Annotated in this window: 10 protein-coding genes; 6 read left to right on the top strand and 4 right to left on the bottom strand. The window is 54.7% G+C overall.

Annotation, left to right across the window (positions count from 1 at the left end):
• Window positions 1-142: 142 nt before the first annotated feature.
• Window positions 143-472: a thioredoxin gene (gene trxA, locus A6X21_RS04690; protein ID WP_013108526.1), complete on the bottom strand. Its 330-nt coding sequence runs from the start codon at window positions 470-472 to the stop codon at window positions 143-145.
• A 600-nt stretch (window positions 473-1,072) separates the two neighbouring features.
• Here trxA and A6X21_RS04685 point away from each other — a divergent pair.
• Both A6X21_RS04685 and A6X21_RS04680 read left to right on the top strand, forming a co-directional pair.
• On the top strand, window positions 1,073-3,007 hold the full coding sequence (locus A6X21_RS04685) for an ArnT family glycosyltransferase (RefSeq protein ID WP_068846326.1): 1,935 nt from the start codon (window positions 1,073-1,075) through the stop codon (window positions 3,005-3,007).
• A gap of 240 nt (window positions 3,008-3,247) precedes the next feature.
• On the top strand, window positions 3,248-6,079 hold the full coding sequence (locus tag A6X21_RS04680; protein WP_240490162.1) for a M16 family metallopeptidase: 2,832 nt from the start codon (window positions 3,248-3,250) through the stop codon (window positions 6,077-6,079).
• A 149-nt stretch (window positions 6,080-6,228) separates the two neighbouring features.
• On the opposite strand, the gene A6X21_RS04675 is transcribed toward A6X21_RS04680, so the two are convergent.
• The 3 genes from A6X21_RS04675 to rpmA form a co-directional block, all read right to left on the bottom strand.
• Window positions 6,229-6,921, bottom strand: a complete 693-nt coding sequence (locus tag A6X21_RS04675) for a hypothetical protein (protein ID WP_068846324.1) — start codon at window positions 6,919-6,921, stop codon at window positions 6,229-6,231.
• Between the two features lie 110 nt (window positions 6,922-7,031).
• Window positions 7,032-7,355, bottom strand: a complete 324-nt coding sequence (locus tag A6X21_RS04670) for a tetratricopeptide repeat protein (protein WP_013108522.1) — start codon at window positions 7,353-7,355, stop codon at window positions 7,032-7,034.
• Window positions 7,356-7,690: 335 nt separating this feature from the next.
• On the bottom strand, window positions 7,691-7,954 hold the full coding sequence (gene rpmA, locus A6X21_RS04665; RefSeq protein WP_013108521.1) for a 50S ribosomal protein L27: 264 nt from the start codon (window positions 7,952-7,954) through the stop codon (window positions 7,691-7,693).
• A 233-nt stretch (window positions 7,955-8,187) separates the two neighbouring features.
• Between rpmA and A6X21_RS04660 the strand changes: the two genes are divergently transcribed.
• The 4 genes from A6X21_RS04660 to A6X21_RS04645 all read left to right on the top strand — a co-directional run bounded on the left by A6X21_RS04660 (window position 8,188) and on the right by A6X21_RS04645 (window position 15,986).
• Window positions 8,188-10,035, top strand: a complete 1,848-nt coding sequence (locus tag A6X21_RS04660; RefSeq protein WP_240490161.1) for an ATP-binding protein — start codon at window positions 8,188-8,190, stop codon at window positions 10,033-10,035.
• Window positions 10,036-10,135: 100 nt separating this feature from the next.
• Complete coding sequence (locus A6X21_RS04655) at window positions 10,136-10,873, top strand: alpha/beta hydrolase (protein WP_068846320.1); 738 nt, start codon at window positions 10,136-10,138, stop codon at window positions 10,871-10,873.
• Between the two features lie 49 nt (window positions 10,874-10,922).
• Window positions 10,923-11,477, top strand: coding sequence for an RNA polymerase sigma factor (locus A6X21_RS04650; RefSeq protein ID WP_068846318.1), 555 nt, complete (start codon window positions 10,923-10,925; stop codon window positions 11,475-11,477).
• A gap of 81 nt (window positions 11,478-11,558) precedes the next feature.
• Window positions 11,559-15,986 carry an outer membrane protein assembly factor BamB family protein gene (locus tag A6X21_RS04645; protein ID WP_068846316.1) on the top strand — a complete coding sequence of 1,476 codons (4,428 nt, stop codon included), beginning with the start codon at window positions 11,559-11,561 and terminating at the stop codon, window positions 15,984-15,986.
• The last annotated feature ends 21 nt before the right edge of the window (window positions 15,987-16,007 follow it).

Raw genomic sequence — 16,007 nt, 5'->3', positions numbered from 1 at the left:
CGGGCATTAACCCCGCGACAAACATCGGCATGAACACTCAGGCACGACGACTCAGCGATTGAGTCCCTGCCTATGCAGAACGACCCGGCCATGACCTGGCACGGGTCGTCTATGAATCTGTGAGTCGCTAACCAGCGGCCAGTCACATGTTGGTCGAGATCGATCCCGCCAGCTTGGCCTTCGGAACGACACCCACGAATTTATCGACAATAATCCCGCCTTTGAACATCAGCACCGTCGGAATCGAGCTGATGCCGTGCATCGATGGAATGCGTGGATTTTCATCGGTGTTCAGCTTGCCGATTTTGACTTTGCCAGCATACTCCGTGGCCAATTCATCAATAGTCGGTGCCAGCATGCGGCAAGGACCGCACCAGGGAGCCCAGAAGTCGACCAGAGTCAGCGTGCTGCTGTCGAGAACTTCGGACTGAAAGTTTGCATCGGTAATTTCGAGAACGTGATCGCCAGCCATCTGCATCTTCCTTTCAAATTGTCGGCCGGTCACTTCCTGCCAACATCGACACTCAACGAAATTGAATCTTGAAAGGGCCATCCAGCCCCTGTTGTTTCGATCAGAACTTTATCATTCAGGTGACGCCAAAAACTTTGCCTCAGCTAAACCTTTACTCTCTGAGGGCAATCACCTTTGGCTTGAACTTCAAACTGGTGAATCTGTATCGCTCGTGACTGATGGTCGCTTCCCGTCATGAAACGACCCGCAAGCTGAAGTATAGGTTCACACAAGATACTGTCAATTCGCTGCTCCTGCTGCAACTGGAGACACCTGCGGCCCTATTGGCCTGATCAACAAAAACGCGAACCGCGACCGCCAAATCGTTCCTGCCCAGCCACCGATCGGCTCCATCCAGCGAATTCCCGAAACAATTTCTCCCGATGCAATTTCTCGCCGTGCAATTTCTTCCTGTGCGATTTTCCCGAGCGGATGATCCGGTCACTCCGCCCATCCTGTTATGATGATTTCGAATCACAGCTCCTAAACCACAGATCCTCAACACGTCCCATTGAGCAGGGCTCTCATCAGAAATACCCTTCTTGCGAAGCAACCTTACGCATGACGATCGAATCTCATTCGCAGCGACGCCAGAAATCGACGGTCAAAGCCCAGAGTGGGCAAAATCTGCCAGAGGTCGATTTTCAAGATCGCGTCCATCTCGTGATGGCATGGCTGATGTGCCTGCTGGTCTCGATTGCCGCTGGACTCGATTTACTCGTCGATACGTGGCAACCCAATCTGGCATTGCTGCAAGCGGGCCTGCTACTCATTCTGCCCTTCGTCCTGAATGTCAAAGGGCTCCCGACCAACACGCCACAAGTTCCAGCTTCCGATCAGCGGATCTTCGCGAAATGGACTCCTCTCGAAAGGGTCTATCCCCTGTGGCTCAGCCAGACCATCCTGGCTCTCATTGCTCTGGCCATGATTGGCAGTTTCGGAACGCAGCTTCTGGGAACACCACTCTGCTATCACGACGAATACAGCTATCTCTTCGGCTCCCAAACCATTGCCTCCGGGCGTTGGACAGCACCTGGGCCACCAGCATTCCCGTCTCTTTTTGACCAGGTCCATGTCCTCAACGAAGGGACGCCTCCTGATGGCCGGATGGCGAGCCGGTATTATCCGGGGACCAGTTTATGGATGTGGCCCTGGGTGATTGCCGGGGTTCCCATTCTGGGTCACTGGCTGACTCAAGTCTGGCTCGTACTGGCAACCCACCTGATCGGACGCGAACTCGGGGCACCTCGGACAGGTTTTCTTGCCGCGCTGATGCTGGCACTTTCGCCGGGATTGGCCACTTTTGGCAATCTCCTGCTCTCCCATCATCCCACGCTGGCAGGTCTGGCTCTCTTCTGGCTGATGATGTTGCGCTGGCTCCGCACTCACCAGCCTCTCGATGCCTTGCTCGCGACGACGGGACTCGCTTTTGCCATGCTTTGCCGACCCGCCACCGCTTTTGCCATGGGCTTGCCATTCGCCATTCCCGTGCTGGCCTGGCTCATCCGAAGCCCAACCTACGATTCAAACTCAGCAGCATTGACTCGCAAAGCCAGTTCTCTTCTGGCGATGTTGATTCCCATCGTGGCCGGTTGGGGCATCATGCTGTCCTACAATCACGCCACGACAGGCTCTTTCTGGCAATCCCCTTATCAGCTGTACACAGCCACCTACACCCCTCGTCACGTCTATGGTTTCAACAACGGAATTCGCGGCGATCAATCGCTGAGTCCCAAGATCTGGAAGGCCTACGATCAATGGGCCGACAACCTCACATGGCAATTGGCACTGCAGAACATGGCGACAAGACTCTGCGGCAGTTTTCTCTGGACCTTTGACCCACTCTTCGCCTGGGCCGCCTTCATGCTCTACTGGTTCTGGCGTCCCCCGGAATTCCGCTGGCGCTGGCTGATGGCGGGCATCCTCACGATTCACCTCGTGCATTTTCCCTACTGGTACCCTGGTATCATGGGGTGGCATTATGTTTTCGAATCAGCCCCACTGATCGCATTAGCGATGGCACAGATGGTCATCTCGCTGGCAGATCGCTGGGCGAAGGAACAGCGTCCCGTCGCCATTCACTGGCTGCTGGTCATGTGCATTGTGGCCGGGCTGGGCGCAAACGCTTCCATTCCCGGTCTATGGGACAGCCGACGGGCCCTGGCCTTTGGTTCAATTGAATATCCCAAAGTGCGCGTCTATCAGCAATTCGATGACTGGCTCACTCGCGCATTACCCGATGAACCCGTTCTGGTACTGATCAAGCAGGATGCGGGAGAGATTGCCATCGATCATGTCACCAACGAACCGGGCTGGCAGGCGAAAGTGATTCGAGCTCGCTATCGGCCAGAAATCCTCGATCCGCAAAATAAAGCTGCCCTAGATGAACTGGCGGCAGCGTTTCCGGGCCGCAGCTTCTGGCTGGCCGACCCCAAAGAACGTTCGCTCCAGCAGCTTCGCCAGCGGGAAATGAATCCCGCTCATCGTGGAAAATAAAGTTGAGCGTCACTCGGGAAAACCACAGAAATCATCATATTGACATTGTCACATTTATAAGGATTCGTTGGCGAAGCTCGGATGGAGTGTTAGGATCATAAAGTGCTGAGGGATGTTCACTGGATGAGCCATCTCTGAAGTTGCCCGGCCAATCACTCACGAGTTGAACTGCTCTGGCTGGCTTCCCTGCGATAAACACAATTCTAACAAATGGAGTGGAACCGGATGATCCGCAGGACGATGCGTCTCTTGAATCAAGTGACAGCGCAGGCTGTTCTGACCCCGGCATTATCGACCCGGATGTTGTTCACCCGGAAGGGTCTGACCTCTCGACAATCTGTTCTATCTGGTGCTGCCCGCCTGTCTCTGCTGGCAATGGTCATTGGCAGCCAGATCATCTTCTGTTCCTCCAGTTCAAAAGCCGAAATGCCCATGAAAGTTACTGAGATCGAAGGGATCAGCGAGTATAAACTCGAAAACGGCCTGCGCGTGCTCCTGTTTCCAGATCCTTCCAAACCCACTGTGACGGTCAACCTGACGGTCTTCGTCGGGTCTCGTCATGAAGGTTATGGCGAAGCTGGTATGGCTCACCTCCTCGAACACATGCTCTTCAAGGGAACACCAGATGTTCCCAGTGTTCCCAAAGCACTGCAGGAACGCGGTGCCGACTTCAACGGGACGACCTGGCTCGACCGCACCAACTACTTTGAAACGCTCCCCGCCCAAGGCGACAACCTCGAGTTTGCCATCCGCCTCGAAGCCGATCGCATGATGAACAGCCATGTCAAAGGGGAAGACCTCACCTCCGAAATGACTGTCGTTCGTAACGAATTCGAACGTGGAGAAAACAGCCCCGCTTCCATTCTTGGTCAGCGCATGATGGCTGCCGCCTTCGAATGGCACAACTATGGCAAATCGACGATTGGCAACCGGGCCGATATTGAACGAGTCCCGGTGGAACGTCTGAAGTCGTTCTATCGCAAATACTATCAGCCTGATAACGCCATGCTCGTGGTGGCGGGCCGCTTTGAACCCAAAGAAGCCTTGCGGATCATTGGCGAAACGTTCGGCAAGATTCCGCGGCCCACGCGCGTCCTGGACAACACATACACCGAAGAGCCCGCTCAAGATGGAGAACGTCAGGTCGTTCTCCGCCGGGTGGGAGATGTCGCAGTCGTCGGTGCGGTGTATCACATCCCTTCCGGGGCTCATCCGGATTTCGTGGCCATCGACGTGCTCGAATCGATTCTCACTATGCAGCCCTCGGGGCGGTTGTACAAGGCTTTGGTTCAAGGCAAGAAAGCCGCCAGTGTTTCCGGTGCCGCGTACGCCCTGCATGATCCCGGTGTGCTTCGATTTATGGCTGAAGTCGCCGCTGGTAACGATCCACAGGTCGTCCTCGATTCCATGCTCGATGTCCTCAATGAAACCGCATCAAAAGGCGTCACTCAGGAAGAACTCGAACGTGCTCGCCTGCGTCTGCTCAAGCAGCGGGAAATGGGAGCTTCGGACTCTGCCGAGATTGCGATTGAACTGAGCGAGTGGGCTGCCCAGGGGGATTGGCGATTGTACTTCCTCTATCGTGATCGCCTCGAAGCCGTCACTGTCGACGACGTCAACCGTGTCGCTAAATCTTACCTCCAGCCATCCAATCGGACCGTGGGCCTCTATATTCCCACCGAAAAGCCCGAACGCACTTCAGTTCCCGCCACCCCCGAACTCGCGAAGATGATTGGGGATTACAAGGGCCGCGAAGAAACTTCGGTGGGCGAAGCCTTTGATGTCAGCCCTCTGGCCATCGAAGAGCGTACCATTCGCACCAGGATTGATGGCGTCCAGATCGCCATGCTCCCCAAGAAGACCCGTTCTTCAACCGTCGTTTTGCGATTAACCCTCCGCTATGGCAACGAAAAATCACTCTTTGGCCTCGCCAAGGCCTGTGAGTTTTTGCCCCCCATGATGCTCCGTGGCACCAAGTCACTCACCCGGCAGCAATTGCAGGATGCTCTCGACAAGAACTTCGCTTCACTCAGTGCTGTTGGTAATGCGGGCGAAGCAACGTTTGTCATTGAAACCAAACGCCAGAATCTGGTGGCAGTTCTGGGGCTATTGAAGCAGGTTCTGCGAGAGCCCGCTTTCCCGGAAAGTGAACTGGCTGTCATCAAGCAGCAGGTCAGAGCCAATCTCGAACAGGGGCTGACCGATCCTCAGACACTGGCTGTCAAAACGGTCTCGAAGGCCCTTTCGCCATACCCCGCTGGCGATGTTCGCTCAGTTCCCACAGTGGAAGAAGAACTTAAGCTCGTCGAGGCAATCGAAGTCGCAGGCCTCAAGCGGCTTTACAACGATTTCCTGAGTGCTCAAGTCGGCCAGATTGCAATTGTGGGTGACTTCGATCCAGCCGAAGTCGAGTCAACTCTCAAGGGAGTCCTGGCCGATTGGAAGTCCGATCAGACGTACGAACGCATCAGCCGCACTGGCTCTGTTCCGATTACAGCCGAAGTGAAGCGGATTCAGATTCCCGATAAGGCCAACGCCTTCTACTTTGGTGGTGCCGTCATGCCCATGAGTGACGATCACCCCGATTACCCGGCCATGATCGTGGGCAATTATGTGCTGGGGGCAGGTGCACTTTCCTCGCGACTGGGTGACCGTATTCGTCAGAAGGAAGGCCTCTCGTATGGAGTGGGCTCCGCCTTCCGCGCCGCCATGCTCGACCAGCGGGCCACACTCTCGCTCTATGCGATTGCCAATCCGGCGAACATGGAAAAGGTGAATGCTGCGGTCAACGAAGAACTCGCCCGCCTGCTGAAGGAAGGGATCACTCAACAGGAACTCGATGCCGCCAAGCAAGGCTATCTGCAGGCCCAGCAGGTCGGTCGTACCGAAGACCCCAGGATCGCCCGGCTGCTGGAAGAAAACCTCTATGCCGGCCGAACCATGCAGTATGTGGCCAAGCTCGAAACAGCGATTGGGGACCTGACGACGGAGAAGGTTTTGGAAGCCGTCCGCAGACACATCCACCCCAACCAGATTCTCACTGTCATCGCGGGGGATCTGGCCAAAGAGTAAGTTGTTTACCTTATCTCATGCAGTTTCTGTTCGATGCGGTTGCGTAGTAATACTACGCAACCGTTTTCTTTGTATCGCGCCGCTCAAGAAACGACTACTTACGCATAGACTCTATACCGAATGATCAGAAACTGATCATGTGCTGCATTTCATTGTGTCGGCAATGATGCTGGCAGGATGCTTGTTTTACATGAGGTTCTTGGCAGGCACTGCAGCATCAAAGGAATGACCGGAAACAAAACCCACAAAAGATAGAATTTAAAGAGATAAATTCCCGAGATGAACTTGTTACGAATTTCTCGATAGGCAAGGTGCTTGGGATAACGTGACTTTCGGAAATTTCGTGCGGATCGATAGGCGCGTTCTAATTCCGAAATTGAACGAAATGGTGTTGTATACTTCTCGAATGGGTCAGGTCGATCTTGGCTAGAGCCTAACTGAGAGACAATGATCGACAAGACTCCAAATGGCATCAGCAGGGGGATGAGATGCCAGCCCATACCAACCTGATACGCAATGCCGATACAGCACAAGAGCAGAAATCCCGCAACAAACTGCCGTACTGACCATTGCCGGACAATCCAAACATCCATCTGCCATCCAGATTCCAGCAGCAGCAGTAGTCGCTGAACATAGTCCCATGTGGGCTTATCAGCAACTACTAAATGATCATCACAATCATCGTATAAATACCACAGAGACTTAGATACGGCTTGGACAGTTGAGTCAGCATTCTCGTAGAACGGCTGTAGCAAGTCGTCGAACTGGAACGCTGTCAATTCTTCATTCAGGTACTGCCTGATGACCTCAGCAAGCGTCCGACGAGCCTCGAAGTCCACCATACGATGACTCCCTCAGAGTATTCGTACCCAGGATTCGACTATGAGAAACTTAGTTCAGAAAAAGTGACGTCTGAAGAGTGTTTGCCTCATCAGACTGAATCGCTTTCGGCCTAATGCATTCCACTCGCCTGCATCATCCGCATCCGGGCCAGTGCTTCTTCGGCCTCGGCGATCCGGCCGCAGCGCTGACAGATCACTGACATCTGCGTGTACGAGAAGCTGTCGTGAGGTTCCAACTCAGTCACTTTGCGGGCATGAGCAATCGCTTCATCGTGGCGGCCCAGTTTCTGCAAAATGACAGCCAGTGCCGAGTAGGTCAGCACATGCTCAGGATACTCCACGAGAATGGCTTCCAGGCTTTTGGCGGCTCCATCCAGATCTCCCTGGTTTTTGAGCCGAATGGCAGCATCGTAAGCGTCATCAACGGCAGCCATGAGAATCTCCAAAAAAAGACTTTGAGTGCAGGTCGTTACGGAGGCATCGTTGACTGTAGTGTAGCAGAATCACCAGATCTTAACGACTCTTTGCCGTGTCGTGACATGATTGACCGGTTCAACAAACCATCGTTAGCAGAAACGAAAAGGCCCAGTCAGCAACGAGAGAGTACTCTCCATGCTGACTGGGCCTCTCTTGATGCTGACCGGGACTCTCTTGTTGCTGACCGGGACTCTCTTGTTGCTGACCAGGACTCTCTTGTTGCTGACCAGGACTCAGGGTGCAGCCCACGCCCCACAGCCTAGTTGATCAGGCGGCAGGGGTTGATCGTCGACTAGCTGGCGACAGCCACTTCGACAGGCTTAATGTTCACTCGTCGTCCTTCCTGGTCGAAGAACACAGTTCCTTCGACGAGGGAGAACAGGGTGTGATCACGGCCCATGCCGACGTTTTTGCCAGCATGCCAGCGAGTGCCACGCTGACGGATCAGAATATTTCCAGCCAGAACCAACTGGCCGCCAAACTTCTTCACACCCAGTCGCTTGGCATTCGAATCGCGACCGTTACGGCTGGATCCTTGGCCTTTCTTATGTGCCATGACAATTCATCCTCATTCGTGCGAAGTGCAGACTCAGGACCAATTTGCCCCGAACTGCAGGTTGTTGTTGAAATCTGCAAAGCGAACACATAGTTTCGTCGCCAGAGAGAGAAATTGCAACTTCGCACGAACAGATTGCAAACTCTTTCTGTGCAACAGGTTACGTTTCGTTTCAAGAGATTGTGCCAGTTTGACTTTGGCCCGTTCGCACTTCAATCTCTGATAAAGACCCCATGAATCTGCCCTCTGAGTCGTTGGAGACAACCAAAATTCCCATCGCGAGAGCCTCACTTCTGATCGTTCAGGGGGCGGATCAGGGAACCCGTTTTGAACTCGGGGATGTTCCGATCACGATCGGTCGCAGTCTGCATAATCCTGTGCGGTTGCTCGACACCGAGGTCTCGCGCACTCATGCCGCCATCGAACGCGATGGCGACAAGTTTGTGCTCAAGGATCGCAACAGTTCGAATGGTACTTTTGTTAATGGAGCACAGATCAAGTCGCGAACTCTCAAACCCGGTGATCAGATCCAGATTGGCCGGACAATTCTGCAGTTCCTTCAGGGAGATCACGTCGGTTCCAGAAGGGCGGCAGATCGTGTTGAGTTATTGCATCAGGCCGATGGGACGGACCGATCGAGCATTGTGGGGCAAATGGCCTTGACCGGCGGATTGCCCCTGAAGGATCTGCCTGCTGCGGTCTCGAACAATGCCGATGCCCGACTCCAAGCGACGATGAATCTGCAGATGCTCTATCGCATTTCGGAAGAAGCCGTTCGACCCTCTTCATCGATGACACAGATTCTGCAGCGCATGCTTGATCTCGCGATTGAAACCTTAGGAGCGGATCGAGGCTGTGTGCTCTTGCGGGATGCAGAGACGGAAGCACTTCAAGCGGTCGCAGTCGGTTTTCGCGGGCAGGAAAGTGCCGTACAGGACGACAGCTCCACGCCGGGGGCATCATTCAAAGAGGGTGCATCAACCAAAGAGGGTTCACCGGCTAAAGACACTGGGGAGAAGACGACGGGCAGAATCCCTGTCTCTCGAACCATCGTCGATTATGTGGTCAAAAGTTTACAGGCGGTCCGGACATCCGATGCCCGGCACGACAGCCGCTTCGAAACCGGTCAAAGCATTGTGCGGGCGGGTATTCGGGAAGCGATGTGTGTTCCACTCCAGGCCCGCCATGAACTGATGGGTGTGGTCTATCTTGATATCACTTCGTCGGCTGAGGAAATGATTCTGTTAGGAGATCAGCCACGATTCAGCGAAGAGCAACTGCGTGTGCTGGCTGCCATTGGTCGGCAGGCGGCGCTGGCTGTGGAAAACCAGCGTTTCCAGGAGGCTTTTGTCAAATCGGAACGGTTAGCGGCCATGGGCCAGACAATCGCCACGCTGAGCCATCACATCAAGAACATTTTGCAGGGCGTGCGGGGAGGGAGCTATCTGATTGACCTGGGTCTGGGGAAGACAGACACCGAACTGATTCGTAAAGGCTGGGGGATCGTCGATAAGAACCAGAGCAAAATCTATAACCTCGTCATGGACATGCTGACCTTCTCCAAGGAACGTCAGCCCGAGATGAAGTTATCGCAACTCAACGATGTGGCCCAGGACGTTGTCGAGTTGATGCAGCCCCAGGCGGGGGAGGTCGAAACAAAACTGCTATTTCATCCTGCGACTCAATTGCCGACCAGCACGTTTGATCCCGAGGGGATCCACCGCGCGATTTTGAACGTCGTCAGTAACGCCATGGATGCCGTCGAACATGCTGATGATCCCCGCGTGGTCGTGCAGACGGGTTTCGATGAGCCCCGGGATCTGCTCTGGGTCTCGGTTGAAGACAACGGCACAGGAATCGCGCCGGAAAACCTGTCCAAAATGTTTCTGATGTTCGAATCGACCAAAGGAGCCCGTGGTACTGGGCTCGGCCTGGCTGTGAGCCAGAAAATCATTCGTGAACATGGTGGCGACATCACGGTCGAATCGCAGATCGGCAAAGGATCCCGGTTCGTCCTCACGTGGCCGCGACTCGAAGATGAAACACAAATGCCCGGCATGCGCACTCTGGTCGATGGCTGACGCGACGTAGTTCCCGTCGAACATCCCCGAACTGTCCTCTTTGAAAATTCGTCGATTGCCTTTGTATTCCCATACCAATTTTTTCTGATGAGTTTTTTGAATGAATGATCCACAGGCTGTTTCGTTTGGCCCGCTGAATGCCGTCGCTTTTTCGCCGGCAAAGCCACAATGGCTGGTGGTGTTCTGCCATGGTTACGGAGCCTCAGGGACAGATCTCGTGGGCCTGGCCGAAGCCATCGAAGAGGTTGCGCCCGAAGTCGCTGGCCGCATGGAATTTCTCTTCCCGGAAGCACCAATCGATATGGCCGAGTGGGGCATTCCCGGTGGTCGCGCGTGGTGGCCGATCAATATGCAGAGGCTTCTTTCGCTCACTCAGGCCGGGAGCTTACTCGAACTGGTTGACGAAGTTCCCCCGGGCATTGAAGAGGCTGCCCGGCAATTGCAGAGCGGAATCAAGGCTCGCCTGAAGGCTCTCGATCTTCCGGAAGATCGATTGATTCTGGGGGGCTTTTCTCAAGGAGCCATGGTCTCGACCCATCTGACTCTCACGGGAGCACTCCGGCCGCGATGGCTGGTTTTGTTCTCCGGGGCACTCATTTGCCGACCCGCCTGGACAGAATATCTGGCCAGTCATCCTGATCTGGGCCAGAAGCTGAATGTCTTTCAGTCGCACGGAAAATATGATCCTGTGTTGCCTTTTGCGGGGGCTCAAATGCTGGGACAGTTACTCGAATCCAACGGAATTCCTTTGGACTTCTGGGCCTTTGGCGGGCAACATGAAATACCCGGCGGTGTGATCGAGAAATTGGCGAAACGATTCGAGTCGCTCGATCAATGATGGGTAGTGGTCTTTAAAGCAGCTTTTCTCAAAGAATGAACCTTGGCGGATGGTGTCAGCAGTCGACCAGGAATTGATGCAGCGAGTTCTCGAAGGAGATCGAGCAGCCTTTTCACAGGTCATTGAACTGCATCAGCGTGCAATCTATGGCTTTCTCCGAGCACGACTGGCACAGGCGGCCGATGCGGATGACCTGGTTCAGGAAGTGTTTCTGCGGTTCTACGAAGCACGCACGCGGTTCGATTCGACGTCGTTGATCAGGCCGTGGCTTCTGGGAATTGCACGCAATGTCCTGCGGGAATGGACACGAAGTGTCCGCCGCCGCAGGGAGGTGGGTTGGACGGAACTTTGCTTCGACCTGGAATCGTTAACCGGGGGAGCTGCAGGGACCCTGGATGCCGATGTGCTCGAAAACCTGCCTCAATGCCTGGAAGCGTTAGGGCCCAGTGCCCGCCAGGCCATTGAACTCAAGTATCGCTCCGAACAGAAACTGTGTGATATCGGTCATGTGCTTCGCCGCAGCGAAGGTGCCATCAAACTGCTGGTGCATCGAGCCCGACTGGCGCTGAAAAGTTGTCTCGAACGAAAACTGAAAAAACTTTGATCCTCAGCAGACAAAATGATGCGTCGTGAATTGAAACAATCAACGTTGCCCTCGAATGATGTTGAAGTGGGTAGGTAAGCCATGGCGAGTGATCAAGAACTTCTGCAGCTCGTCCAAGAAAAAACCGCTGAAGAATTCACTGCGGCTGAGATTGCATTGCTCAGGCAGCGTCTGCCTTTCTCACCCGAATTGCAGCAGGCTTTGAGTGCAAATCTTTCGTTGCAGGAAGCGTTGAGCACACATTACGCATCGATTGATCTTTCCGTCGAAAAGATCCTGTTACGAGCTGCCGACAAAAGGCAGAATGCTGCCAGCCAGAACGTCCGTCAACTGAAGCTGCTGGTGGGGTTTCTGGCAATTGCCATGCTGGTCGGTGCCGGTGCTCTCTTCTGGCCCAAAATCAGGAATCCACTGGCGAACAACGCCCCTTTGGTCGAAGAAGGTCAACGAGGCGATCGTCCGGCAGAACCTGCGGCCCAGACACAAGCCACCAACAATGCTGCGAATGCCTCCGATGCGCAACTTCTCGCACAGAACCGAGGTGAAAAGTTCGACACCACTTCGCCTCAAGGAGTTGATCAGAAGGTAGAAGCTGGCCAGTCAGAACCTGCGATGACCAACCCGAATCAACCCGTTGAAGGGCTGAAGACAACAGATCCGACAGTTCCCGTGGTGCCTGCAGCAGAAGTCGTTGTGGCTGCACCGCCTCCCTGGAGCGAATGGCTGCCGAACAGTTCTCTTCCCGATCCGGAACATCCGGCCGCCATCGAGCGACAACCGGTGAGCTACCGCGAATCAGTTTTCGCTGCCGATCTGGCGACCATGCAACTCGATAGTTTGCAGCAGGGCCGATTCAATGACTGGTTTGGACCTGTTGCCGGTCGCCGGGCCGAACTGCACGAGCATAATCATCAGAAAACCCGGACGGTGCAGGTCAATGGTCTGGCCAGGCTCAAGGCCCCCTGGTTTACGAATAGCTGTCTCAGGCTCGCCATGTTCGATGTCAACGAACTTTCGATCAATGTCTGGTCGGGGAAACAGGGGATCCAGTTGCGATACTTCCCTCATCGGCAGCCTGCGATGTGGGTCGCCACGAATGTCAAACGTTCCGGGCCGGATGAGACGATTGACCGCAAGGCGGCTGGCGAACAATTCCTGGGGACTGACGGCTCCGCCTGGTCTCGATTAGGCCAGGGAACGATCGACCTGACCTGGCACGAGGGAAAACTCTGTCTTATCAAGCAACGTGCAGTTCTTTTGGAAGTTCCCTTCGAAAATTGTCCCGAGCAGATTGAACTCGATGGTCAGTTTCGATTGCGTGGACTGGATTATCTGCGAGTGACGGATGTCCCCCGGCGTGATCCACTCGGTGTGCTCGCCACTCTCCCGGATATGGAGGCTGTGCAGCCTAAAACTTTGGAGTGGGAACCGACCAAAGATTCTCGAGGCGAGCTGCAACAGCTCGAAAGTGGTGCTGTTGCGCTGAAAGGCAATTCGCGCGAACAGCCCGCCGAGCATTTCACAAAACTCCCACATCAAGGCTTTTTTGATGTCAGTGTGCAGCTCAACTCGGCCACCCGCGGCACAGGCGTGTATCTGGGCAACAGTGCGGGAAAACCCGTCGTCACAATACAGGTGCATCACAACCGGCGCACTGGTCAAAATGTGGTACAACTGGGGCATCCTCATCATGGTCACGACGAAGTGGATTACGATCCGCAGCATCAACCTCTACTGCACCTGGGCGAGAAACAGTGGTGGCGTCTGATTGGTCATTCCGCCGGGGTGATGCTCTTCACCAGTGCGGATGGACGAACATGGTCGCCTGTGCCGGATGGCTATACTCAGGATCTGCCCCTCGAGCCGGTCGCCACAATTGGTCTGCAATGCCTGCGAGGAGAAGCAGCACGTGCCATTGAAATTGGTCAACTGATTATCCGGCCAGCGATTCATATCGAGTCGATTGTTGATCGGAGCCTGCTGGCAAAACTTGTCAATGAAGGGCCGCGACCTGAGTTGACTCCCTCACTCTCTGAAGCCAAGTGGTCTGAGCAGGTGGAAACGCATTGCCCTGTTGGCACCAATCCAGAAGAGTGGTGGTTCGCCAACGCGTATTGGACATTAACTCAGCCGATCTCTCGGGAACTGTCGCGAAAACTCCAGAGCCGACTGATCAATCAGGTCGTCATGGGGCAAAGACCAGCCGTTGAACGCCTGAAAGCGATGGCCTGGTTATTGCCATTACAGCATGCCTGGGATGAATGGCGTGCCCGAGAACTGGCTGGTCAATTTGGACAGATTGCTGCCGATACAGTGGATCAACCCGCCTGGCCCGACGTCGATGAATCGCTGATTCTCTGGGCCAACACACCACTCTGGACGCATACCACCCTATGGAATGGTCTCGTGCGGCGCGATTCAAAAGCTCTGAATACGGCCGCACTTCTTGGGTCAGCCAGCGAGCAACAGAAAACCTCGCACGAACTTCTGGCTCGGTGGGATCTGACACATCCGGATCAGAATCCTCCCTATCAATATGAAATGATGGTCAAGCGGATGAGATGGTTACAGGCCCTCTCGTCGACATCTGGCGATGCTCCCGTGTTGTCACGCAGTTGGCGGCATCCGCTTCTATTGCAGTTAAGTAAGGAGGGGTACAACGCCAGTGCCGAACTTCAGGCGGCACTGGATGGTGAAGCGTTTCTGGATGGTTGCCGGGTCATTGCCAGCCTGGTTTCGACCGATCAGGGAGAACTCTTGCCCGTAGCGACAGATCCCGATCTGTTTGTCTCATTACCCTCGGCGATTGATCGAGTCATGAAGCAATATCCGTCACTCCTGGCGGCCATGCGTGACCAGATGGGAACCACAGGCGATGTGCGTATTCGTCAGGCGATGGCCGATGGCAACATCACCGCGATTCGTAATATTACGCTGCAGTTTCCACAAACCATGGCCGCCGCTCAGGCCCATTTATGGCTGGGTGACCGTGCACTTTCGGCTGGGCAGTGGCAGGATGCGATTGAGCACTTTTCCAAAGCGGGCACTATTCCTGATTCCACACTGGAAGATGCCATCCAACTGCGACAATGGCTCCTTGGAGCAAAACTTCCGGATCGCTTTGACCCGGAAAAAACGCTGCTCCGCCTGCGTGATGATGCACTCCAGGGAACTTCATGGGCGGGTTTGGTACAGACGCGCGAATTCCTCAAGGAGAATGTCTGGGGTGAAGCAGGAATTACCGCTCGAAAAGTGGCCCTTAAGCCTGTACCGGCCGTTGCCAACAGTTGGGAAAGCCGGGTCGTTTTCCCCTTTGATCCACCCGCCGGAAAAGATGCGGATCGCTCGGAGTATCGACAGGGCGATCTGTGGACACGTCAGTTAGCCTGCCTTGAAACCGACCACCAACTCATTCTCCATCATCGCTCGCGAACGGTGGCCCTGGACCGAGCCTCGTTGAATCGGAAGTGGCAAAGCGATGCCAATGAAGAACCGGGCTCCGCAATTGCTTTCGCGCATCTTCCCTTTACGCCGGTGCAGGCGGGCTCGCATCTGTATGTGCGACGTCTCGTCAAAGAGGGTGTGGAACTGGCAGCGCTCGATCTTGAAAGTGGTGAAGTCCGCTGGACATATCGCGGGGGTAACGAAGGAAGTGAGGAACGTAAGGTCAGTGTGCTTTCCGATGGCTGGTACCTCTTTTCAAGGCTGGGAGTGATCGTCGAACGACCCGTGGAAAGTGATGCCGTAGCGATTGAATGGCATGTCCTTGATGCCAGAAGTGGCAAGCTGCTCGAAAGTGTGCCTCTAATCCGGATTCGTGATGTGCTCCCGGGGCAATTCAGCATTACCTCGACCATTTCTGATCAGAAACTCTGGATCACGGCTCCGGGATTGAGTGCCTGCCTCACCCATCGTGGCGAAATCCTCTGGCTCAGGCGGCATGTCTGGGTACCACGAAGTCTCGATGCCCGCGAGTTCAACAAAATCTTAAGTCCACCCGCACGAGTGGGAGATCTGGTCATTGTCGAACCACCAGGTGTTTCTGGTGTCATCGCCATGCATGCCGAGAGCGGGGCAGTCCAGTGGACATTACCGATCGACGGTTTGATTGGCCGCCTGGGAATCGTGAATTCTTTGTGGATCGGGCGATTGATGGACGGGCTGATCGCGATTGACTCAGCAACGGGAAAAATCGTGTGGCAGACACCCATGAATGAGCTGGTCGATGCTTTTGCACTCGATGAAGAGCAACTCCTCGTGGCCCGAAGATCTCGAACAAGTAAAGGCAAAAAAAACCTGGAGATCGTCTGGCTCGACCCTCGCAGTGGAACCATTCGCGGCCAGGGAACCATGGAGATTCCCCAGCAGGATGAATATCAACTGGGCCAGCTCTTTTCGCTCGATCAAAGGATTCTGGGATGGGCAGGAGTGTCGAATAAACGCCAGCGGGAATTGATCGAAATCACTCCCCAGAATCATTCTCCTGATTCTACCAAAGCCTCGGATTAAGAAATTCAGGTCGATCGGCTG

Source organism: Planctopirus hydrillae, from assembly GCF_001707835.1.
Classification (GTDB): Bacteria; Planctomycetota; Planctomycetia; order Planctomycetales; family Planctomycetaceae; genus Planctopirus; species Planctopirus hydrillae.
Note: the sequence above shows the minus strand (reverse complement) of the source record. Positions and strands in the feature narration are given on the sequence as shown.